Annotated in this window: 25 protein-coding genes; all 25 read right to left on the reverse strand. The window is 45.2% G+C overall.

Features of this window, described 5'->3' with window-relative positions:
• Window positions 1-122 precede the first annotated feature (122 nt).
• Window positions 123-1,019, reverse strand: coding sequence for a hypothetical protein (locus NH462_RS21620; RefSeq protein ID WP_253107721.1), 897 nt, complete (start codon window positions 1,017-1,019; stop codon window positions 123-125).
• Complete coding sequence (locus NH462_RS21625; protein ID WP_017218938.1) at window positions 1,016-1,450, reverse strand: hypothetical protein; 435 nt, start codon at window positions 1,448-1,450, stop codon at window positions 1,016-1,018. The genes NH462_RS21620 and NH462_RS21625 overlap by 4 nt, the downstream gene beginning before the upstream one ends.
• Window positions 1,450-2,115: a hypothetical protein gene (locus NH462_RS21630; protein WP_017218937.1), complete on the reverse strand. Its 666-nt coding sequence runs from the start codon at window positions 2,113-2,115 to the stop codon at window positions 1,450-1,452. The genes NH462_RS21625 and NH462_RS21630 overlap by 1 nt, the downstream gene beginning before the upstream one ends.
• Window positions 2,115-2,660 carry a phage tail protein gene (locus NH462_RS21635; protein WP_083229855.1) on the reverse strand — a complete coding sequence of 182 codons (546 nt, stop codon included), beginning with the start codon at window positions 2,658-2,660 and terminating at the stop codon, window positions 2,115-2,117. The genes NH462_RS21630 and NH462_RS21635 overlap by 1 nt, the downstream gene beginning before the upstream one ends.
• Window positions 2,611-3,291: a phage tail protein I gene (locus tag NH462_RS21640; protein WP_253107722.1), complete on the reverse strand. Its 681-nt coding sequence runs from the start codon at window positions 3,289-3,291 to the stop codon at window positions 2,611-2,613. The genes NH462_RS21635 and NH462_RS21640 overlap by 50 nt, the downstream gene beginning before the upstream one ends.
• Entirely contained in the window at window positions 3,288-4,193 is a 906-nt protein-coding gene (locus tag NH462_RS21645) for a baseplate J/gp47 family protein (RefSeq protein WP_253107723.1), read from the reverse strand. The genes NH462_RS21640 and NH462_RS21645 overlap by 4 nt, the downstream gene beginning before the upstream one ends.
• Before the next feature lie 164 nt (window positions 4,194-4,357).
• Window positions 4,358-4,777 (reverse strand): hypothetical protein, encoded by a 420-nt coding sequence (locus NH462_RS21650; RefSeq protein ID WP_253107724.1) that lies wholly within the window; start codon window positions 4,775-4,777, stop codon window positions 4,358-4,360.
• A 9-nt stretch (window positions 4,778-4,786) separates the two neighbouring features.
• Window positions 4,787-6,268: a hypothetical protein gene (locus NH462_RS21655; RefSeq protein ID WP_253107725.1), complete on the reverse strand. Its 1,482-nt coding sequence runs from the start codon at window positions 6,266-6,268 to the stop codon at window positions 4,787-4,789.
• 20 nt (window positions 6,269-6,288) lie between these two features.
• Entirely contained in the window at window positions 6,289-6,510 is a 222-nt protein-coding gene (locus NH462_RS21660) for a hypothetical protein (RefSeq protein WP_253107726.1), read from the reverse strand.
• A gap of 8 nt (window positions 6,511-6,518) precedes the next feature.
• Complete coding sequence (locus NH462_RS21665; RefSeq protein ID WP_253107727.1) at window positions 6,519-7,715, reverse strand: hypothetical protein; 1,197 nt, start codon at window positions 7,713-7,715, stop codon at window positions 6,519-6,521.
• The gene (locus tag NH462_RS21670; RefSeq protein ID WP_253107728.1) at window positions 7,712-9,676 is read right to left on the reverse strand and encodes a DUF4815 domain-containing protein; all 1,965 of its coding nucleotides are present in this window, start codon (window positions 9,674-9,676) and stop codon (window positions 7,712-7,714) included. The genes NH462_RS21665 and NH462_RS21670 overlap by 4 nt, the downstream gene beginning before the upstream one ends.
• Before the next feature lie 10 nt (window positions 9,677-9,686).
• The gene (locus NH462_RS21675; RefSeq protein ID WP_253107729.1) at window positions 9,687-10,169 is read right to left on the reverse strand and encodes a hypothetical protein; all 483 of its coding nucleotides are present in this window, start codon (window positions 10,167-10,169) and stop codon (window positions 9,687-9,689) included.
• A 61-nt stretch (window positions 10,170-10,230) separates the two neighbouring features.
• Entirely contained in the window at window positions 10,231-10,953 is a 723-nt protein-coding gene (locus NH462_RS21680; protein ID WP_253107730.1) for a hypothetical protein, read from the reverse strand.
• Window positions 10,946-14,002 (reverse strand): hypothetical protein, encoded by a 3,057-nt coding sequence (locus NH462_RS21685; protein ID WP_253107731.1) that lies wholly within the window; start codon window positions 14,000-14,002, stop codon window positions 10,946-10,948. Before NH462_RS21685 ends, NH462_RS21680 begins: the two co-directional genes overlap by 8 nt.
• Window positions 14,003-14,005: 3 nt before the next feature.
• The gene (locus tag NH462_RS21690; RefSeq protein WP_253107732.1) at window positions 14,006-14,554 is read right to left on the reverse strand and encodes a phage tail protein; all 549 of its coding nucleotides are present in this window, start codon (window positions 14,552-14,554) and stop codon (window positions 14,006-14,008) included.
• A gap of 26 nt (window positions 14,555-14,580) precedes the next feature.
• Window positions 14,581-15,507 carry a phage tail protein gene (locus NH462_RS21695; protein WP_253107733.1) on the reverse strand — a complete coding sequence of 309 codons (927 nt, stop codon included), beginning with the start codon at window positions 15,505-15,507 and terminating at the stop codon, window positions 14,581-14,583.
• Window position 15,508: 1 nt separating this feature from the next.
• Complete coding sequence (locus tag NH462_RS21700) at window positions 15,509-16,351, reverse strand: baseplate J/gp47 family protein (RefSeq protein ID WP_253107734.1); 843 nt, start codon at window positions 16,349-16,351, stop codon at window positions 15,509-15,511.
• Window positions 16,352-16,359: 8 nt separating this feature from the next.
• On the reverse strand, window positions 16,360-16,728 hold the full coding sequence (locus NH462_RS21705) for a hypothetical protein (RefSeq protein WP_253107735.1): 369 nt from the start codon (window positions 16,726-16,728) through the stop codon (window positions 16,360-16,362).
• Window positions 16,729-16,730: 2 nt separating this feature from the next.
• Window positions 16,731-17,489: a hypothetical protein gene (locus NH462_RS21710; RefSeq protein ID WP_253107736.1), complete on the reverse strand. Its 759-nt coding sequence runs from the start codon at window positions 17,487-17,489 to the stop codon at window positions 16,731-16,733.
• Window position 17,490: 1 nt separating this feature from the next.
• On the reverse strand, window positions 17,491-18,027 hold the full coding sequence (locus NH462_RS21715; RefSeq protein ID WP_253107737.1) for a phage tail protein: 537 nt from the start codon (window positions 18,025-18,027) through the stop codon (window positions 17,491-17,493).
• Between the two features lie 67 nt (window positions 18,028-18,094).
• The gene (locus NH462_RS21720; protein ID WP_253107738.1) at window positions 18,095-18,841 is read right to left on the reverse strand and encodes a phage tail protein I; all 747 of its coding nucleotides are present in this window, start codon (window positions 18,839-18,841) and stop codon (window positions 18,095-18,097) included.
• Complete coding sequence (locus NH462_RS21725) at window positions 18,822-19,778, reverse strand: baseplate J/gp47 family protein (protein ID WP_253107739.1); 957 nt, start codon at window positions 19,776-19,778, stop codon at window positions 18,822-18,824. Before NH462_RS21725 ends, NH462_RS21720 begins: the two co-directional genes overlap by 20 nt.
• Before the next feature lie 51 nt (window positions 19,779-19,829).
• Entirely contained in the window at window positions 19,830-20,132 is a 303-nt protein-coding gene (locus tag NH462_RS21730; protein ID WP_253107740.1) for a hypothetical protein, read from the reverse strand.
• A gap of 2 nt (window positions 20,133-20,134) precedes the next feature.
• On the reverse strand, window positions 20,135-21,016 hold the full coding sequence (locus tag NH462_RS21735) for an apolipoprotein A1/A4/E family protein (RefSeq protein ID WP_253107741.1): 882 nt from the start codon (window positions 21,014-21,016) through the stop codon (window positions 20,135-20,137).
• A 126-nt stretch (window positions 21,017-21,142) separates the two neighbouring features.
• The gene (locus NH462_RS21740; RefSeq protein WP_039496117.1) at window positions 21,143-21,457 is read right to left on the reverse strand and encodes a hypothetical protein; all 315 of its coding nucleotides are present in this window, start codon (window positions 21,455-21,457) and stop codon (window positions 21,143-21,145) included.

Here is a 21,457-nt window from a genome sequence, read left to right on the forward strand (position 1 = left end):
TGTGGGTCTTGGAAATTGGAAACCTGTGTGCTTGTTAACTTTCTCAAGCATAGGTCTATCTTACTGGTTTTTAGGGAGTAAAACAGGTCAATCCTGACCGGTTGGAGACATATAGTAAATTCCTAGTCCCATTCCCATAAGTTAATACCTGTATAATATTCAATAATACTTGCCAGCCAATTATCTATTTCTGATATTGGCCAATATACCTTTGAAATAGGCACATCCCTACCAATAGGATCGCTAGGTTCATTCTGTCTATCTCCGAGCATGGCAACCGTATCAAATGAGATAACCTTTGGATTCAATCGCATGGTACTAAATGGCATAAATACACGATAAGGTAAGATAAAAGTTTTTACTGGACTTGTTGCTGAGTTTAAGTGAAATTCAGGACCAAACCTTAGCTCAACCTTTAGCTGACCAAACTCCTCATCAGGTTTGCATTGAAGTAGAGACACTAAACCATTGACAAAACCATGAGGTCCTCTGCCAAAACCATAATCTTCAGCTGCTTCAATATCAATAGTCAGCGTTGTCAAATCTACAGGGATTTTCTTACCCCTGCCTGCAATTTGACCCGATAAATACAGTTGATTATTTTGAACTACAAAATAGCCAAAATAGTGCTCTATTGGCAGTGACAAAGAACGTACAATTCGACCATTTACTAAATTGACAGAGACTACTGTTGAAAACTCCGACGCAGTATTACGCTCTTTAAACGTCAATAAGACATAATTTTGACCATCTAATTGATAAAAAAATACGTCTTTTTGAAGTACACCATTACTGTCTTCCGAATAGATTTTTTGCCATAGTTCAGTAGTTTCATGATAATAGTAAACTGCATTATGGGCTATAAACAAACAATGGCCTTTTTGATACGGGTTGTTTATATAAGTTCGATCTTTATATTGGTTCTGCAAATCTCCAACGGTTTTCAAATCGATTGACTTTGGCTTATAGAAAGGGAAATCGCTACTTGTATCGTCATAATCAGTTAATACATTACTCATGCTAAAATCCACCCTCCTTGTACAAATATAAAGTCACGTTGTGTATTCGGTATTGTCATATGATATTCAGCTCCCGCTTCCTCACCACGCCCAATTGATTGCCCACTTGGGGGGCACACTTTGGCAGGAGATGCTTTACTTGCCCCCGCATTGCTCAGTAGCTTCACCGTAATATGTGAACCTTCAGGCGCTGTTTGTGGCAAATGTAAGGTACAAGCCGTTGCAAACAAATATGTACCACCTGCAACCGCCCCCATGTCGTTTTCAACTACTTGATAAAACCCCATCAAAACCGGCACACCACCAAGTGTTTCGCCATCACCGACATAAAGCTGCTTTGTGTCTGTTGAAAACCCCGGTTCGCCGTTACCAAGTACAGTTTGTAATCGTGTTGCTTCTGGGCCTCTTCTAAATTGGATCCGTCGCCCCATTAAAATACTCCCCCGTCAATATCGCCGCCTTCAACAGCGAGACCTAATGAACTAACCCAGTCTCGTACCCAAGCGGTGGTTGCAATATTGGTGCTATTATCTGAGCGTGCCCGTGTAGGTGATTTTGGCGTACCGGTGAACATAGGTGAAGTAAACAGCTGTGATTTCGATAAGTTATCAACTTGGCTTAGGCCAACATCTGCTTTGTTAACCGTTACAGCCCCTGTTTTACCGTTTACAGATAAAACATTATCTGTTGGTGTGCGCAGCAGCACCCAGTTTGCTAATACATTCGCAGGTGTCGACTTGAGAATATAAGATTTGTTCTCGTCGGTGCGAATCGCCAAGTCACCAGGCTGTGCATTTAGCGCTAACATGGCAGATTGACTGGCGACCTCAAACGGCTCACCTATTGCAAGACTGGGTAACACATTTTCAGGAATTTTACCGGTACTGTCTAGCAACAACACATGGTTTGCGCCGCTACCTGCATCACGATGAATAGCACTACCAAGGGTGGTGAAAATATCCACCCCTCCAGGGGTTGTGCCATCACCGATAAATAGTTTTTTGCTGTCGGTCAACCATATTGGTTCACCATTACTCGGCGTGACATTGGTGCGGTTTGCCGCAGGTCCGCGCCTAAACTGAATTTTGTTCGACATTAAATACTGCCTCCGTCTAACGAGGGAACATTGGGGTAAGAATCAGAAAATGCGCCACCATCAAGAGACAGTAAGCCTACAAATTTATTAATTTCATTATTTACATAGTCTTGCGTGGCATAAACCATAGATGGATCTATTTTTAAATTCACCATTTCTGACTGCACCACATCAATCACCGCTTTTATTCCAAGCTCAGCACTGGCGTTGTCTTCAATACTTGGCTTGTAAGTTTCAGGGTATTTAACAATGGCAAATGCTTGATCGTCTTCAGTGTAAAATGCGGCTTCACGCACATAAAACCCACCTTCCGTGGCAGGGACAATACCGATGATCTCAAGCATCGCAGGATTGTTTTCTAGCGTTTTGGAGCTATTTATCAGTCCTCTAAATCGCTCACTCGTGAGATGCTCCGCATCAGGTAAAATATTGCCATCACCCACGGCAAATTTGACTAAGTTGATTTTAACGCCAGTACCAATGGCATTGGCTATTTTAGCGCGACCCGCTGGTGTCAGCATGGTCCAGTATTGTGGTTGGGGCATAACTACTCCGAGGGTAAATATTGGTATAACTGCAAGACTGACTGGCTACCACAAGGCGCATACGGGTATTGCTTACAATCTCGCTGGCATAGTATGGATAGACAGTGACAGAAGCACTAAATAGCGCTGCTGAAGCCAGCTGAATTTTTGCTGTAGATAATAAACTGAGCGATAAATTAAACTGAATACTATGGCGCTTATTCGCTGAGATGGTTTGAAATATCTGCTGATATAACGACTCATTGAGCCTCCTATCAGACACCGCAACATCAATAGCGATTGTCCCGGCAGGGCCTTTGGGTACTTGTTCAAACCATTCTGTTATACGGGTGTCATATCCAAAAGGCGCTAACGCGTTAATAATGGCAAAACGCGTCCCAAGGTGTTTGTGTTGTTCATAGCTTTGCGCAATGATCTGCCGTTTTATAGGCTCTGGCCACTGCTCATCCCACTGCGTAACACTTTGGCTCCACGCCAACCAAGGTAATAATTCGATTGGGCAAGTCTCAGGTTGCCATAATGTTTCTAGGCAATTTGCCGCTCCATTCAGCACAGTAAAAATTGGGGATTGAGTGGCTTGTATTTGCTCAATCAGCTCAGTTCCTCGGTGTACTGGTTTACTATCACTCACACATCACCTTCAAATATCACGCCAGCGATGCCATTTTCACACCAAGGGACTTCATGGCTCGCAATTATGACATTCTCACTCGGTCCAGCGAGTACGACATCTTCCACACCGCTACTATATAAAGTGGCAAACAGTGCTGAGCGCTTTATCGCAGTGCCCATGACACTAGTTTGTGCAAAGAAATCTTTTAAATTGGCCAACACTTGTGCTTTAACTTGTGCTTTGCCTGGTCCCGGGGCTAGTTGCACTCGGGCATTGATGGTATAGGGCTTCACTGTCACTGGCACAATTTCAACTCTGTCACCAATGGGCCGCACTTTTTGCAATGCAAGCACATCAGATACGGTATCAGCCGCATCTGCTTTGAGTCCAAACGTTGCTCTGAGCTTGTTCAGTAGTGCGTCTGAAGGTATACCGTTGGCTGATTCATGACTTAAAATGGTCAACACTACATGGCAAGGTGAAGGACTTATAACATGAACATCTTTAACGCGACTATCTGCAGAAAATGTATGATAGCGATAACTTTCAGCTGTTCCAGCCGTATTTAGACTATGGAATGCTTGTTGTATTCGGTGTCTAAACCGTTCATCTGACTCTTCTGGCAAACGGCTTACACCATAACGTGTTGCAATATGGTCTAGGTCACTATTTGTTGCTGTCGCCAACAAGTTACCTTTGACGGTGTCATTTATTCGTCCTTTAAGCAGCATGCTGTGATATGCAAATGTATTGAGTAACTGTGTTAAAGGCTCTGATTCTAGCTCTAGTGTCTTACTAACATCTGGAACTAACTCACTCAATTTACTTTTCAACTGCTCCAGAATTTGTTCATATTCCAGATTTTCTAATAGCTCTGGAGGTGTAAGCTTAGATAAATCAATTAACTGAGATGATGGCATTGCACTCTCCGGTACTAAACAGAAAATAAAAAACCCACAGCAAACACTTGCTTGTGGGCTTTGGAGATTGGAAACCTGTGTGCTTGTTAACTTTCTCAAGCATAGGTCTATCTTACTGGTTTTTAGGGAGTAAAACAGGTCAATCCTGACCTGCTGTGAAATTATTAGAACGCAATCACAAACTGTAGTAATTCAGCTTGAGTAGTAAGGCTAAGCACCGCTGCTTCTAACTCACCGCTTTTTTCACGCACCACTTCTCTTTGCTGCAAAATGTCTAGTAGGTTTGCACGCTCTGTTGCTGCACCTTCTTCATTACCGTTCAACCGCTCACTCAACTCGCGCTCTTTTGCGCGCTCTACTCGCCACTGCTCCGATTGCAATTTGCTATAAGCGAGTTGCTTTATGCGCGTAATGACTTGCTGTTTTAAATACTCAACTTCAGAGTTTTCTTCAGTCTCTAACTGAGCTTCAGCTATAAATTGTGCTACCGACTCTTTACTCCATTGCTCACCCGTTTGCGGGTGTACCAACCAAAAGTTACCCGCAATAGACATCCCTTTATTATTGTCGTAATAAATATTCATTTTCACTCCTTAAATCGCGCGACAGGTTCTAGCAAGGCCATACTGGTTGAATAGGTAGTGCTCATTAATAATACCTATATGTGAGTACGGATTCATCGCTTGAATGGCTGTTGCTATTACGCCCCCATCGTATCCTACGCTATCGGCCTTAGAACGATAGCAATACGAACTCAGTAACTCGCCATCTAATGTTTCCATGGCCACATTCACTTCGCCTTCACTATTCTCTGTGCCATTTGAATTTTGCGTTTTATACGGCTCACTGTTACTGGTAAAAATATAATTGATCGGCTGAAGCTTCTGCTCTTCTGTGAAGAGATAATGTGCGTTGAATTTATCACCTGCCATTTTTACTTCACTACCAAGTAGACCAAAGTAACCGTAGTAATTATATGAATAGCTCGACATCGCCCCCTCGCTATGGTTATAGCGATTTATTCCATGCGGCTGTGCTAAGGTATTTGCGATAAATACTATCGTTGTAAAGTCACCGCTATCCACATAACTCTGATATTCAGCTGCATTCGCAATGGCAATATTAGTAATGTGGTTGCCGTCACGATATTTTTCCACAACCAAGTTAGTACCCGAGTCGATAACCACTAAACAGTGCTTTTGGTTGTTATACAACACAGCTACCTCATTATGGTTGTAACTAGAGCGTGTTGGAATACCAAATTTATCTCGGGCATTGAGATCTTGCTTTGGCAAAGTACGCGAGGTAAATCCCTGCCCTAAAACAAAGATACCACCATACTCTGTCGCATTCGCTGACTGAGACTCTTGGGTGCTATATACGATTTCAAAACTAACATCATTAGGTTGTGCTTTTAACCCCAGTGGCACAATGGCACTTGCGCCATGTTGATACACCTTAGTCGCAGGGTTTTGCTCAAAGGCATTATTATGGACAAAGCTTGATTTTAGTACGGTGGATGACGTGCCATCTTGGCTAATTTGTAAATGATCTAAACGACATGTGTCCGTTGCGGCATTCGCGGTAACACTCGGTCGAGTGAGATAGGAAGCACCATCACTATTATAGATAGCCAAAACCGATGTGGAGCGGCGAAAATTAGCATGACTATTCGCCGTATCAATACTTTTTATCGCGAATAAGTTTTTTGGTGTTGCTGCAGTGTTGTTCGCGACCACTTCATTAATTTGTTGCGTCAATGGAGCTATTTGATCCAATAGCGCCAGTTTTGCAGCTCTGGTAACCAGCTCAGCGGTCGACGCGGTTAAATCAGCTTTAGCAGAATCAATATTGTTAATCGCTGAGGTTGCAACCTGTTGCAATAGCTGGGTTGAGTCATCCAAATGTTCCTGTGCAACGGCTACAACGGCTTGCTCAAGCTTAGCGTTATCTGTGAGCCGTGCAATTGCATTCGTGACTAAGGTTTGCTCCTCTGCACTCAACGGAGTGCTGCCGTTCATATCAGCGACCAGTTTGTCGACCATTACCTGAACGGCTTGTTGAATTGTTGCCATAATTTCCTCTTATAAATCCTTTAAATTGGTAGCAGGGTTTCACCCAAAACTTGATTGAGCCGAAGCCGTCTGAAGCGCTTGTCGATTTCTACTTGGGCTTGTTGATGTGCCAATTGCTGCTGGTGGATATCTGCATCAACTGCCCTAAGCGCATTGATCAATCGCTGTACGTCTTGTTCAAGCAGATTATCTGGGTGAGGGAGTGGATATTGCTGAAATGGAGTAAATTGGTTGATGTCCACAATTTCTCCTACAAGGTAAATGTACGGAGATTTCGTACTCTAGGGCGCTGCGCCGGAGTCCCCTTCAGTACTAATTTTACGCGTGTCGTCGCGGTATCTACACCGTTAAAGGTGTAGTTGAACTGCTGCCAACCATCACTCAGCACTGAGCTGCTATCTAGTGCAAGCGGTAGCCAAACATCCCCTTTTTGCATCAAGGCTTGTACTTCTGAGTGGCTTTGAATATTCGCTTCAAAGCTCACCGTTAAGTCACCGCCTAAACGACAGCGCAGCTCACGAGAGATATAGTCTCCGGTTTGCGCGACTTGCCCATGAACGCACTGGCTGCCTGCAAAAAGTACTGGCGTTAGGCTTTGTGTTCCCGTCAATACAGCAGCGACCTTAACCTTGCCTGTTATGGTTTCTCCAAGCGTACTTGGTTGCCACTCTTGAACGCTTAGCACTTTTTCTTTATTGCCAGTAGGGTACGTGAGTTCAAAGGTAACTTGAGTATCTGCACTTGGGCGCTGGACTACAGCTAAAAGCATTAAATCCGTTACTTGTTCAACCTCTACCTCGCCGAGTTCAATCCGTCTACTTTGCTCTGTGAATTTGGCGGCCTTTAACCTAAATGTCAGATCTTTATCCTGATGTGGCGTCCAGGTGCTAGCGTTGCTTGATGATAACAACACCCCAACTTGATACGGCTGCGAGGTAACCCAGTTGTGCGCCTGATCAAGCTTACCCAGCTCAGCAATAGCAACACTGTGCTCGGCCCCATCAGTTAACACAACCAACGCATATTCCTGATCGGCATTTAAAAAGGTTGGAGTAAAGGTAAACAGTGTCGGTTGGTCATTTAGCCTTATCTCATCGCTGCTTAACTTGCTACTTGCCAGCACGGTTTGTGTAGGAATACCTTGTACTACTTCACGAATTTGTACTTCTACCGCTTCCTGACCTTTGGCAGTAAACCATAATTCAACACCGGCAATAAATCGCGATTGCTCCAAAATAAAGGTTTGTGCGAGTGGGTCAAAACGCTGAGTAATAATACTATTTACGCGCCTCAATGTTTCCACTTCAATCACGCCACTACCTGTATAACTAGCGCTTCCTGCCGAACCTTGCTTACCAATAAATCGCACCAGTTTAGTTCCGGCGGGAACATTATTTGGCACTTTAAATCGACCAGCTAATTCACCGCGTGTATTTGCTTGGATCATGCTTGCACCTCTGAAATAATTTCAATGCCATCGAATAACAGTGAGTCCAGTTGCTCACCTGGATCAAACCCAGAAATAGCAAAGTTGACCCACCGAGTGCGCAAGAACTCGGCTTGCTGACGGCGCACACCAACTCGCTCAGTACTCGTTTGAGTAATAACGCGACGAACACGCCCTCCACCGCTAGTTAACCTGCGAGTAATGGGGCTTGTCCACTGAGTCTGGGTTTGTGTCCAATGATCAACACTTGGGGTTAACGTGACATCCGCAGGCAGTGGTTCAAATGCCATATAAGGATTAATTTTCATCTCCCCAGTACGGCTTTCTTGTACTAAGACGTCTTCGAGTTCGTACGGTAATGTTTGGACTTGTGGTTGTGACAATTGAGTTATTTCTGCGGCCATTGGCAGCATAAGTTCGCCATCCACAATAGCAGCGCTTTGTTCAAGTCCAATATCGCGCATATCGTCATCTAAAAACGGGTCAACAAACACGCCGTATTTGCTAGCAGGTGACTGAGCATTGGTATCGTTACGTAGGCGTTCAATAGCCAACAATTGGTATAAATCTGAGATCTGCTGTTGCATCAACGCAAGATCTGTCATTTGTACCGCTTCAATCGCAATATTTTGGATATGCGGCGGCGCACTCCCCCAGTGTTGCTGCACTTGGGCAAGCCCCAGGTGTTGATGAGGCACTAAAGGTGCTTGCGGGTTGATTCTGTCGGGTGCACCTTTGATCCGCTCAACATGACCATTGGGGGTAAGCACGAGCAGATCGATACGTGGCATAAACCAGTGATAATCGACGACCACAAGGCCATTTTCGAGCATTTCTTCAGCCTCGCTTAACTGCTGCTCGAGCCAAAATCCGGTTTCGTCGGCATCAACTTCAATAAGTCGGCGATAGGTATACACCACGTCATACGACGTGCCTGACGCCGGCTTATTGCCACCATCGCGCCAGCTAATATGATTACGGGTAAAGATAAAGTCGATACCCTGCTGATATTCAATACCACCTTGCGAGATCTGCAAAATTTCAATGACAGAGTCATCATCAAAGGGATCGGTGTTTTGGCCGGTTTGCGCGTGGCCTCGAGTCAGAGAGGTTCGCTTTTTCACCTCTGCGGTCACCTGATCAATGCGCTGCACCGGTGCAAAGTCTAAATCGACTCGCATAGCGCCTTGGGCATTGGCACTAAATCGGCTCGGCTCATTGATCACCTCTCGTACATCGGGGTCGTTCGGCAGCGTAACGGGCAGTGCGGTGTTAAACGCTATTTCATAGCCATTGATATGCGCTTTTCCCTCTTGCACATTAAAGTGCTGGTGGCTTGCCGTGCTCTCTCGATAGCTGACATTGAGCCCGCTCACCACATAACTCCCGCCGTTTGACTCGCGGTCGTAACGCGCAAGTGCGCTGGTAATTGAGTCTAGTTGTGGCGGCGGCTGTTTAACGATAAGCGTGCCATGATCGATTTGGTAAACGGGAAAAAAGTCGCTATTGGGATAGTCAAGGCTGTCGCTCAATCCCCAACGGCCCGAGATTTTCAGTCGCGCGGCACCCGCTTCGTCAAAATTGTGTGCACCAATGGCTGGATCTCTAAGTGTTGAATCTTCAAGCTCTGTCACCACTTCCTTTGCTAACCACACCCCGACAATTTCGAGTTTATTTAGCGCAATCGCTAACTGTTTGGTGTCGACCTCATGTACCGCACCTTGCAGATATACTGAGGATGCACCAATGGTTGCAACGGCATGAGCTTGGTCAATAACCACCTCGCCCCCCTTAACCACATCCCCATCTTTCATCAATACATCAGCGATGCCTTTTACATGGTGCTGAGACTGCAGTTGTAGGTCGTTGAGTTCACGACTTTGCAACCCTTTACTCGCTCGAAACAATAGCTGGCTGTAACGCTTTGCAGGATCAAACTGCTGGTAATAATCTTTTATCATTGCTTTCTTCTTAAAAACTGATCACAAACTCAAACGTTTCGCGTACCCCTTGGTCACGAAATAGCGCCGTGCGATGCTCAAGCAAAATAAGCTCACCTGCCTCTGCAACCTCGTCTGGTAAGAGGTAATATTTTCCAGCTGGAATGCCCGTTTTTGGAGTCGTGCCAAGCATTAAACCTAGCTCTCGAATATGCTCACCTAAGCCATCTTCGAAGTCGTAGGTGAATTGGCAATATAGATGTTGGCTGGCGGTATCGCTTAAGCGGAACCTTCCGGTTGGTACTTGAATTTCGCCCTGTTCATCCGGCTCACAAAAGCGAATTTGCTTTGCTTTGCGATAACCAATGAGATTAGTGAGTTGTGTGGTATTGGTAGGGGTTGGCGGCAAAGTATTATCCCAACTTGATGCGCCGTTTCCCCATGCCAAATAAATAGCCTGCTGCTGCATTAGCCGTGCAAGCGCCTTTCGGCCTTGAAGTGTTAAAGTGGCCAAGGACTGCTCCTTAAAGAAATAAAACCGAGCCAAAGATTAAGCTCGGTAAGAAGGTAGAGGTTTAGTAAGATTCAATCCAGAGGTCGGATTGTTGCTCTGCGGCAAGTAAACAAGCTTGAGTAAGTTGTGCTTTAGTTACATCAGCCACGGCGTTATTGGCAAGTACCCAGCGCTGCGTGTCGTTTTCTGTCATCAAGAGAATGGCTCGAACCATGCGCTGCTGACTTTGTTCGTCACCATCAAACACCAGACCGTCCACTTCAACGGCGATTGACGCCACATTCGCTGCACGCTGATTTTTAAAGCGTTCACGTTTAGTGTCTGCAATTTGTTGTTCAGTATGCGAAATGGTCGCAGGATGGTGATAAGCCACTCGCGCTTCGTCGTCGTACTCTATACGCGAGTCAACAGTTTCTGTGGTTAATGCTAAATCCACCTCCACATGCTCAACACGATAGCACGCTCTTCTCGCTTGCAAGTCCAAAACCGGCTCCACAGGTAGCGGTGGCATAGGTATTGGTTCATCTGGATTAGCGGCATTGTGCGCTTGTGCCTCCGCTATCTGTGCTTGCACTTCAGTCGTTTCAGTCTGCCACGCAGCATGCGCCTCACGATACGCCGCTTCTTCTTGCTCAATGGCAAGTTGTAGCGCTTCGTCAATCTGCTTTTGAGGATGACGCAGCATTATTTTTGTTTGCACGTCCGTATAGCTCAGCGTTAATACCTCTACTGCATCCGCCGTGAGGTTCTCAGCCTCAGTATTCATTGCAATCTCCTTATCCATTGTGTGCAATCCCTATTGGGAATAGGGTGTGATGGCAGAACACTTTGACGGTATTGCCGTTGAGATCGGTTTTGGTGTTTTCGCCATCGATAATTGGGATCGTTTGGTCATCGCCCCAGTCATTGTTATGGACTCTAATGAGTGAATATTCTGCACCTGAACTTGTCATGATGCGGCCATCATTTACGACGCGATAGCCATCAAATGCAGACGCTGAAAAAGTGAAATTCAACCTATCTTGTAGCGCAATGACAGGTCTATTTAAGTGACCGTTATCAAACCCTTGCAGCCTGTATACCTTCCCTTTAACAACGCTCGCTTCAACACCGGCTTCAATGACTTCAACATCACGTAGATGAATTGATTTATATTTGAGTTCCGTACCATGAAACTGTAAATACAGCAGCCCGTTCTTTTCAGTAATTGTCGATAACGCTTTTACTGCTGGCGAATTATCATTCGGAACATCAAGATTTAATGGTTCATGGATTGGTTCATCACCTGTGCGCCTTGTCCAGCCAAGAGTTTGGTTTGGGCTATAATATGCGTGTTTTGAAACATTCAGGTACTCTTGAAAATAAGCACTGCTATTACGTTTACCAACCTGCCCTGTTAAGCTAGGCAGCAGTCGATTCCCATAGTGACTCAAATATGCTTGGGTCGTATAGACTCGCCCTATATCCCCACAGATCGCTGAATTTGTTGCTGCATGAGTGAACACGGAGTCTGACTGATACTGCAACAATGCCACGGTATTCGCATTCCAGCTTGCTGAATTTATATTTTTTACAGGATCAAACGGCACATTATTTTTAACCCAAGTTTGTCCCTGGTCGATAGTGAAGGTTGCTGATAACGTATCACCGGATAGCTTCCGATTTAGTGGATAACCAGCTGTCCCGTCTGGTAACTTTGGTATCCATTGTCCTTGTACCCCGTCAGGAAATGTAGATTTAAAGTTGTCAGGCGTAGCAACAATGTCAGTCCAAGACAAAGTCTCAAATTCTGCATTACTTTGCTCTGTAGGAAATAATAACTCAGCCTGTATAGTTGATGCCCTGCCTGAGCTGAACCAATGTGAATTTCCTGTGTTAGGATTTATAAGCGCGATGAATAAATGACTTTGCATATCAAATTTATCAATGACAAACCACTGCCCTAGTGGAGTGCCGCCTGCAAAGGTTGTTAAATCGGTATCTCCTGCGTCCGTAAATTTTATTGCGACCGCAGAGGCTTTAAACTCTGAGTATTTAGGGTAGCTTTTTACAATATCATCCCCTCTATAATACTTATCGCTTCCAATTAAACTACTCTCAGACGAAGGAACATTTTGAAATATGTAAATAGTCATGCCTGAGTCATAACAAAAACCAGACTTTACTTTAGTAAACGGAAGCTTCTCTTTGCCTCTTAATTTACCTGCGATAGCGTCACTTAATTTGCTTTCACGTAGCTCCTTAACATCTTGCTTTTTCGCACTTAGACGCAAATCTTCAACCTGTCCTGCGTAGATGGCGTCATGATATTTGTATTGGTCCGGCCGTCCGCTATAAGCAACACCAATACTGCCCCAATCTATTCCACCTGCAGGTATTCTCGCGATATCGGAATCAAAACACTGCTGTGTGGATACTGGTTTTTGCTTTACAGCAGCGCTATTCCATGTCACAGCATGACCTTGGCTATCAGGTAAATCAGTACGTGAAAAACCTGTCGTCCCCAATGGGTTGTAAGTAGGATGATATGCCCCTTGGTTTAAACGCTGTACGAGGGCTATTGGAGCCGCCCGTGCAGAATTATTATGAGAAACGTGCTCACCATAATTACGTTGAACCCAAGCATTAACGTCTGCGTCGGCATTAATATTCGCGGTCGGCAATGATGTCCAAGCATTATTATGATAAAAGTTATTACCATCTACACAGTAATCTAGACTATCAACTTTGCCAGCTCTTACCGCTATCCGCTCTATGTTGGTGCCAAATTTGTAACCCATGATTGTGGCACCAAACCAAGGTCTGACGGTACTTTCTGTCCAGTCATCTCCTTTACCCTCAACAACCCTCACACGATACCTAACCTGAATATACGCTTTGGCTTCTGGGTCGTAATAAATATTATGCTCAGGCTCTCCAAAGAAAATAGCCTTTTGCGCCTCTGTTAGCGATGACCATTTAACGCCATATCCCTTTGTACCAGTATCCCATTCACCAAATGCGGAGTACCCCTGAGCAACGAGGTTATTCCGAAGGGAAATGCCCTTATAGTTATTTGCGCCATATTGCACATTGCCAAGCGGATACACGACGTCTTTATCAGCAATTTTCTCGTGCCAAGACTCCAGAAATACTAAGTCTTTACGAGAGGTGATCACCTTATTGCTATCGGTTTCTGCTGCAAATGCGGTTGCAGCATCGTTGTGTTGGGTGACGGTGCCTGAAGCTGAGTCATAGGTTTTGGTGCCATCTGGCGCAGGAGGAAATTTGCAACTCACAATACCATATGGATAATCAACACTTTGCAAGTCAATCGATACGCCGTCAACCAGCCCTTTCGGGAAAGGAGTGGAAGATTTATCTGAACCAAACCAACCTCTTGTTTTACCTGAGCGCCCCAAGTTCAATTTGTTTTGATACACCCACATGCCATTATTAACAGCACTTTCAGCACTATCACCCAAGCCCCACTCCACAAACCCACTTCCCGCATATTGCTGTTTACGCATGTCGCGCAGTGCATCAAACTGGGCTTTGGTCATTACATGGGGATGCGGGTTAACGCTTTGTGCATCTGCAATCAGTGATTTAAGTGTTGGCAGTGTATGGCTATTGCCGTTTAGATCTTTGAGGTTGACGCTGCCAGACTGAGTTTGCCAATCATTTAGCGCTTGGTTGTTCTGATTAACCGTTTGATAGGTTTTTGCAATATCTTGCTTAACCTGATCAATTTCCTGTAAGCCTTCGGTGATATTATTGGCAAGTTGAACACTTGCTTCGGTTTGCTCAGTTGCAGCCTGTTGCAACTGGGCAAGTTGTGATTCTATGGTCATGTATTATCCTATATTGGCTTTGCGCAGACGCATCGCCAGTTGCATGGTTTGGTTAGCTTGCTGAATTAGACTTTTACCTTGTCTAAGATGTGCATAAACAGATGTAGCCAGCTCTTTTGCCATAAAAATATTGGTGTTAAGCACGCCTGTTTCAAAACTGACTTGCTGTGAAGGCAGCGCTGCGAGGTTAAGCGAAATGACCTCTAACCATGCTACGTCTTTGCTTTTATGATTCAGCACTTCACCCCCTGCGCTATATACCGCAACTAAAGTGCTGCCAGACCAAATTCCTAATTCTTTAACTGGGTAATCTGCTTCCCCCTCAAACACGGCGCTAAAACGCACTTGTGTTGCAGTGAGTTGCTCCGCCTGTAAAATCGGGACCTTTTGTTGCTCTTGTCGTAACTGAGTTTGCAAGTGAGACGCAATGTAACCTGCGCTTCCTGCGGACAAATGCGTCAACGTAAAAGCTTGTCCTTGCTCTAGCGCCTGCGCCAATTTGGCAAGCCCCGGTGTCGTCCATACAACAGAGGCAAATTGTGATGATTGCATTGAGAGTTCCATTTATTTGGGGAGTATTATTCAGGGAGCACCACTTGAAAACGACTACAATGAACGTTAAGCCGTCCAGTAGTGGCGAGCGCAGCTGAGAGCGGCATCATTTGACGATGTTGCCAATGTACAGTCGTTGCATGAAGCGGATCACCGATAAAAGCGTCGGCTTTAGTCCAGCTTTGTTGCCACCCCCCTAGCCATGTTCTTGTCGACCACACCCGATGCTGCGAAAGCAGCCTAATTCGGGCTGAGCTCACAGGCAGTTGTGAAGGCTCTTTGTCGCTGAGCTTGTATTCACTCAAGCGTTTTGTGGTGAGGTAATGACTGCGCTGACTATGTGTTCTACTGAGGTGTACGGAGGCATTCGTCACGTTATGACTCACACCTTGCTGGTGGCTGCGGCCAAAGCTGACTTTGCACAGCGTGTTATCGCCATCATGAAATGGCACGCCAGAAACATCAGATAGAAGCGCTCCAAAACCACTTTGAGATAACTTCAGTTCACGCACATCATAACCATGATAAATACGTGAGAGCTTGGCTCTTACCGGGGCAGATAGTCCAAGCAGCTGGTGTATATCTTTAAGCGCCTTGTTCCCCGGAATTTTGCCAGATGCTAATTGATAGCGATAAAAGTGACGTCCGGGTTTATCAACCTCAAGCTCAGCCTCGTCAAAGTTGAGCCAATTGAGCGCAATATCTACACTTTTTGGTGTACCGCGAAGTCGCTGCCAAACCAGACCTTCTTTGATGGTTTCGCGAAGGTCTTGGCTGTAGGGCAAAATAGCTTCTAAGCCATACTCCCAAACGAGCCACATCAACAAGTTGTCGTGCGGATCGGCCTTAAACCCAGATAACCTTGAAATACCCGAATGAATATCGTCACTCACGGCAACACTTTGCTGCAATCGCCGTTGCAGCAAAGTGTGATTAGGAGGTAATAACGTCATCTTAGCCTCGCTTTAATGTCAGCGAGATTGACTTGGGCATAACGTACTGATGGGCTGCCACATCAATTAACTGTGTTGGAGCAAGCAGTTCGATATGCCTAATTCCCGTACTATGTAATTGTGCATGCAGCCAGCTTGGCGTTAAATCCCAGCCAAGTGTCGTGATGTTGAGCCAGTTGTCTTGCAACGTTTGCTCCAGCTTATTGATAATAAGTTCAGAAGCATGAGTATTGAGATAAAGCTCAGCTTCAACATCTACCCAAACGGGCTGTGCAAGTTTGACCTCTAACGTGTCTGTCAGCATTTTCACCGAGTCATCAAATAGCCTCTCTTTCACTTGTGCTAAAACCTGTTCTGCTTCAGTGTCAAACTTTGCAAGTACCGTTACCACCACCAGCCCATCCCCTGGGCTTTGCACCGACACATCCTTGATTAATCCCGGTGCAGCTTCAATGGCTTGATGACGATAATGCGCCGCACTACCTGCCGTACTAGACGCTATGGTGCTGTTGCGAATACGCATTCGTAAGGTTTCGTCATGCTCATCGGGCAACCGAGCCACTCCATAAAAAGCACCAAGATGCTCAAGATCAGCGCCTTGGCTGGTGGCTAACAAATTAGCCGCCGCGGCTTCATTGACGCGCTGTCGTAATAACAGCTCGCGATAGCTTTCAACTTGCAAACAAATCGCAAGCGGCGAGCTTTCGAGCGCTAGCGCTTCGGCATATTCAGGTGCAAGTTCAATAAAACGTTGTTTACGTGCTTGGAACAGGCTTTCGAAATCAAGTGGTTCAAGGATATTTGGCGCTGGCAAAGTGGAAAGATCGATTGATTGATTTGCCATAGAGTGCCTTATTCTGGAGACGTTAAAATGCTTGCAACACCAGTAGCGCGAGATTCAATTTCTTGGTAAACATTTTCAGCGCCTTTACCTTGATAGGGAAACTGAATCTCATTATTCAGCACTTTTGTGGTTAATGTACCTAAGCCATCACGCCCCTGTGATGCCGCTGCACGCATCTCGGCAAGTGTTGTTGCTTTGCTGAGGCCATCAAGCAGCTTAATAAACTCAACTAATACTAGGTGGCCTGTATCTGCAGTAGTCCCAATAATAGATTCTACATCCGCCACTTCTCGGCTTATTTGCCCGCGCTTTACTTGCTTGTCTAGGTACACGAGTGTCGCTAAATGATCTTGTTGTGAAGGAATTTGTTCTTGCATAATTACACCTCGATTCTTGGATAGTTAATAACACGGTCAACTGCAAAAGTGGCGTTACCACCAAATTCAACGATATTTTGTGGTGTTTTGTCACTGCCAACGGGCGATGGGAGCATATTAACAAAGCGAACAAATAGCATTGAATAAGGGTGCAGACCATGAAGCTTAATTGTGTCAATAGTCTGGGTGGTTGCACATGCATTCCATCCACCAGTAATTTTTGGCTGAAGGCCTAAACGCTCAACCTCAGCGTTAATCTGATCACTTGTTGCTTCATAATTCGCTAATACAAATTGAGGAAAGCTTCTAGACCAATCATGACTATATTGATCTTCTTCACTGTGACCAGGTGCATAGCTATAACTACGAGTCAGATGTATTTTGGTCAGCGCCTGAGGAGCTGGATAAGTGTAGTAACCCTGCGTAGCGATAGGTACTTTTACCCATTTTGAAATATGTGGAGCTTCAGGTTCAGCTTCTATATTTAACGAGCTCTTAGAATGATCTGCCCTATCATAATAATTAATTCGCAAATCAGAGTGGCTATCTGCAAAATTAAGGATCGCTTGATCTGTTTTTGCTCCTGCCAAAACAATCGCTTCGCTAATATCTTGCTGCGCGTCACTCAGCGCATGATTAATTTCTCCCATTTTGCCAACCACGGTTTGTGTGAGGGCATTATTTGAATCGATTAATTTGCCGTTCTCGGCTTGCAGTGCGGCGATGCGCTGCTCTAATGTCATTGGCTGATAACCCGCCATATTACACTCCTAGCTGTAGTAGTCTGTTGTTGAATTGAATTTGTCGGTGATTAGCTTGAATTTGCGCACTGAGTTGTTGGGTTTGTGCCACCAGCATGTCGAGAAATTCACCGGCATAGAAAAGCGTTAAATCGCCTGTGGTATTAATCGTGATAGCGTCTACGGGTGCAGCACTTAACAGCAGATCAAACCCTTGTACAATTTGTGCAATGGGTGTTTGATAAAAAAGTACATTTTGCGGGTGCGACCAAACGGCAAACAAAGTGCCATCGGCAAGATAAAAACCCACTTCGCGCACCGCGTACTCAGCATCGTCAATAAAATGTCCGGTAATATGAAATTGCCCGTCACCAACAACTTGCCCGCCGGCAATCGCCACGCGATTTTTTTCACCTCGCAGCCTAGTTTGGCTACGAGACGGCGTATAGCCAGATGTGCCTACCGCAACCGCGCTAATATCAATGGTAAAACCATTGGCTTTGGCATTAACGGCCGCGTTTAATCCCGCCTGCGTAATAAGCGGCGTAAATTGTTCCATGAGTCATTCCTTTAGAGTCTGTTAATCTTCAAGTTTGTTTTTGCAGCAGCTTGAGCGTGTTTAGGTATTAATAGCAATAAAACGACTGTCGCTGGATTTGGATAGCAAAGGGCGCTGCGTGAACATAAAGGCTAGAAGCGCTTTTGAGATCAGAGCGCACTTCACCGGATATTTTGCCCACCCCTTGCAAAACAGAGGTTCCAGCAAGATACAACTGGCTTAAATTTACAATATTATCTGTGTGTTGAGGCATCCATGTTCGCTGGAGGCTCGCAGACTGACTAACGGTATTGAGCGATAAGCTTGTACTTTGCTGTACGCCTACACGCAAACTAATTTGGCTGCGACATGGTTTTGTCATCACCACAGCTTGCCAAAGTTGTGCTTGCAATTTAGGAGTCAGTAGCGTGCTGCCTGCTGGATCTAGGTTCTGCGCGGCCAACGCAATGATCTGTGCAGAATGCGGCGTAAACGCGTGAGGATTTTCTTGTTGCCACCACTCTTTAAGCTCAACTTTTGCAGCTAGAGTAGAGAGCGCGCTTTTTATTGCAGTAACCGTCCCTTTTATTCGATGATCGGGCACGCTATTCGCTATAATCTTGCGCTTCACTTCAATTGGCCAAGCGCTATCCCAAAAGTCCACGCTGAGTGCATCCGCAAGCCAAGGTAAAAAATGCTCGGGACATCGCCAGGGATCCCAAAGACTACCAAGTGGAACAGGAGTCGCGGAAACTTTGCTTAGCGCCTTTGCCAGCGCATGCTCAAGCTTAGTGCTTGCGTGCGGTAATAGTGTATTAAATATCTCTTCCTGCAATGTTTATCTCCACTTGTGTACAAAACGCAGCCTGCCAAGGGGTATTGATAATATCCGCGGTGGGTGAGAGCAGCTCAACACGTTGCACACCTGCTTGGTGTAACGCACTGTAAAGCCCAGACAACCGAATATCATGATTAAGCTTATGATGTGTTTTTAACCATTGCTGCACGCTTTGCTCTACTGTAGATCTCACTTTTTCTTCATCAGGGCCTGGATATAAATAAAGCGTGGCGCGGAGGGTAAATTCTTTTACTTCTGCTGAGAGTACTCGTGGCCTATCTGTCAGAGGCCTAATGTCTTCATGAAACAAATGCTCTGTAATTGCTGTGATTTCGTCTTGATTTGGTATGCCATTGCCTCTATTTGTCAGCACCGTTATGGCAACATCCCCCGGCGCGGCATCTTGAAGCCTAGCGGCATGGGTACAATGCAGCAATTTCGTATGCTCTGGTACTAAGTCTGATAATGGCGGCTCGACCTGAAGCAGCTCAAATTCGGGAGACTCAACAAAAACATCCTTAACTTGAGGTAAGGCTTTAAGCGTGTGAAAACAATAAGCACCAATTGGCCCTGCTGTACTAAACCCTTCTAGTGCCAATTGAATACGCGCTCGAAAGCGCTCATCACTCTCCCCAGCTTCTCGTATCACCGCAAAACGATTCCCCAAATAATCGAGTTCACTGCTCGTGGCTTTTGCCAGCAACACCTGCTGCGCGCCTTCATTAATCTGTTGACGTAATAGCAGCTCTCGATAAGCAAAGACTTCCATCAGCTTGACGATGGGGTCGCTAGGTAGTAGCTCAGAAAGTTCCGGGCAGGCGTGTTCTACGGCTTGCTTTAGTTCGTTATAAAGCGATTTAAATTCAACGGGTTCAAGTAAATCGGATGCGGGTAATTGACTAAGACTGACCGCACTGAAGTTAGTTAAAGACATAATGGGGCCTGTTGTAACACGACCCCCTTCAGGAGCCGTGTAATTTGATGTTTAAAGGTTTGGCAGTGTTGACTTAATTTCGGCGCGCTTATTCATCCAAGTCTGCTTTGCTGCCACAGCTTTTTCTGACGTTTCACCATATTCAGTAACCGCAGCCATATAGTCAAAGAATAAGAAATCGGTGTTGGCGCTGTAATGTTTGCGTCTTAACTCACTTATTTCTTTAGGGCTGTATTCGATTTCACATAAAGCGAAATCAACTTCAGCTTCTTTTGCAAGATGTGCCGCGTGTACATCATCAACAATACCACCAGCAATCGCTTTACCTGTTGTTTTTAATTTTAAAATCGCCATATTTATGCTCCTTCGCTTAAAGTTGGGCCTACGTGAGTGTATGGGTAGCCGACACTGTCAGCCCAGATCATGTTGTCACCATGATCGCCCGTACCAACATAAGGCAACGCAATGGCCACCTTCATACTGCCGAGTCCTACAAAGCATTGTTGATGACATCCACCCCAGCCTGTTCTTCTATTCGACTTGTATTGCCAACCTTTACCTGCATCTGAGCTATCAACAGAAATTGATGCTGAGCGATTTTGGGATGGGTAGAATCGTAATGTACCGGTTTGTTCCAACACATTAATCCAGCAACTTGCTTGTGTTAAAAACTCCCCCTTACCCCAACCAATATATCTTTCACATCCCTGATTCAGTACAAATAGATTACCTTCAGCGGGGTTATCATCTCGTCCTTTATTCACAACAACATCCAGCAGAAGGACTCTATAATCGCTTCCATAGTATTTGTCACCATGGGAATCTTTCGCTCCCAAACCTCGCCTTAGAAACTCTTCATTTGGAGTGAGACCGAATTCAGTCAACTGAGCTAGTGATAACTTAGTGATTGTTCCAGTCCCCTCGGTACCACGATGATAAAAACTGCTCCACGGTGCGGCATGCGCCGCAATCACATCAACAGCTGTGCCGTTAGGTACATCGGCACAAATATTATTGAAATGCTTAGTATCAGAAAGTGCATTAGGGGCTAAAGGCAAAGCTCGTTGGAAACTCGTAATTTTTGCGTCCACATCCTGCTCTTTAGCTTGCAAGCGGGCATCTACCTCTGCTCTTTTCGCATCTAATTTCGCCGTGATATCTTGAATTTTATTATCGACGGTTGCGGTGAGGTCGTTTGACGCCTCAATCAATTTGGCAATATCTTGTTCTAATGCCATATTTTTTCTCCATATGGTTAATACAATTTATAAAAGGAATGCCGAGTGTTATCTCAGCGGTAAATCAGGCATAAAAAAGCCCACCGAATGGTGGGCTTAATAGCCTAAAGTCGTTGTAAATTGGTGTTATTGCGGTTTTGGATAGCGATTTTTAATGGTGCTTCGCGCTTGCAGCCACGCAGTTTTTGCCGCTTGTGCTGCTTCACTCGCTTCACCAAATTCGGCCATTGCCGCTAGATAATCGAAGGCAAGACCATCTGACTCGCACTGGTAAGCAAAACTTCTAGCGTGCATACATTGCGCTGCAAGCTGAGCCTGCTTTGCCTCAGCTAAAATGCCCGGAATATCAGCACTCGCGACACCCAAATCTGCCAATGTTTTTTCATCTGCCGGCACATTGATAAGTTCATCATCACCGATTTTTAAGGTTTTAATTTCCAT

The organism is Pseudoalteromonas sp. OANN1 (genome assembly GCF_024124685.1).
Taxonomy (GTDB): domain Bacteria; phylum Pseudomonadota; class Gammaproteobacteria; order Enterobacterales; family Alteromonadaceae; genus Pseudoalteromonas; species Pseudoalteromonas piscicida.

Coding starts and splice junctions, on each gene's coding strand:
- NH462_RS21730 (WP_253107740.1), bottom strand. CDS start 20,132: ATGGCGATTTTAAAATTAAAAACAACAGGTAAAGCGATTGCTGGTGGT.
- NH462_RS21705 (WP_253107735.1), bottom strand. CDS start 16,728: ATGCAAGAACAAATTCCTTCACAACAAGATCATTTAGCGACACTCGTG.
- NH462_RS21740 (WP_039496117.1), bottom strand. CDS start 21,457: ATGGAAATTAAAACCTTAAAAATCGGTGATGATGAACTTATCAATGTG.
- NH462_RS21670 (WP_253107728.1), bottom strand. CDS start 9,676: ATGATAAAAGATTATTACCAGCAGTTTGATCCTGCAAAGCGTTACAGC.
- NH462_RS21645 (WP_253107723.1), bottom strand. CDS start 4,193: ATGCCATCATCTCAGTTAATTGATTTATCTAAGCTTACACCTCCAGAG.
- NH462_RS21710 (WP_253107736.1), bottom strand. CDS start 17,489: ATGGCGGGTTATCAGCCAATGACATTAGAGCAGCGCATCGCCGCACTG.
- NH462_RS21685 (WP_253107731.1), bottom strand. CDS start 14,002: ATGACCATAGAATCACAACTTGCCCAGTTGCAACAGGCTGCAACTGAG.
- NH462_RS21700 (WP_253107734.1), bottom strand. CDS start 16,351: ATGGCAAATCAATCAATCGATCTTTCCACTTTGCCAGCGCCAAATATC.
- NH462_RS21725 (WP_253107739.1), bottom strand. CDS start 19,778: ATGTCTTTAACTAACTTCAGTGCGGTCAGTCTTAGTCAATTACCCGCA.
- NH462_RS21620 (WP_253107721.1), bottom strand. CDS start 1,019: ATGAGTAATGTATTAACTGATTATGACGATACAAGTAGCGATTTCCCT.
- NH462_RS21630 (WP_017218937.1), bottom strand. CDS start 2,115: ATGTCGAACAAAATTCAGTTTAGGCGCGGACCTGCGGCAAACCGCACC.
- NH462_RS21655 (WP_253107725.1), bottom strand. CDS start 6,268: ATGGCAACAATTCAACAAGCCGTTCAGGTAATGGTCGACAAACTGGTC.
- NH462_RS21690 (WP_253107732.1), bottom strand. CDS start 14,554: ATGCAATCATCACAATTTGCCTCTGTTGTATGGACGACACCGGGGCTT.
- NH462_RS21635 (WP_083229855.1), bottom strand. CDS start 2,660: ATGCCCCAACCACAATACTGGACCATGCTGACACCAGCGGGTCGCGCT.
- NH462_RS21715 (WP_253107737.1), bottom strand. CDS start 18,027: ATGGAACAATTTACGCCGCTTATTACGCAGGCGGGATTAAACGCGGCC.
- NH462_RS21665 (WP_253107727.1), bottom strand. CDS start 7,715: ATGATCCAAGCAAATACACGCGGTGAATTAGCTGGTCGATTTAAAGTG.
- NH462_RS21680 (WP_253107730.1), bottom strand. CDS start 10,953: ATGGATAAGGAGATTGCAATGAATACTGAGGCTGAGAACCTCACGGCG.
- NH462_RS21625 (WP_017218938.1), bottom strand. CDS start 1,450: ATGGGGCGACGGATCCAATTTAGAAGAGGCCCAGAAGCAACACGATTA.
- NH462_RS21650 (WP_253107724.1), bottom strand. CDS start 4,777: ATGAATATTTATTACGACAATAATAAAGGGATGTCTATTGCGGGTAAC.
- NH462_RS21695 (WP_253107733.1), bottom strand. CDS start 15,507: ATGACGTTATTACCTCCTAATCACACTTTGCTGCAACGGCGATTGCAG.
- NH462_RS21735 (WP_253107741.1), bottom strand. CDS start 21,016: ATGGCATTAGAACAAGATATTGCCAAATTGATTGAGGCGTCAAACGAC.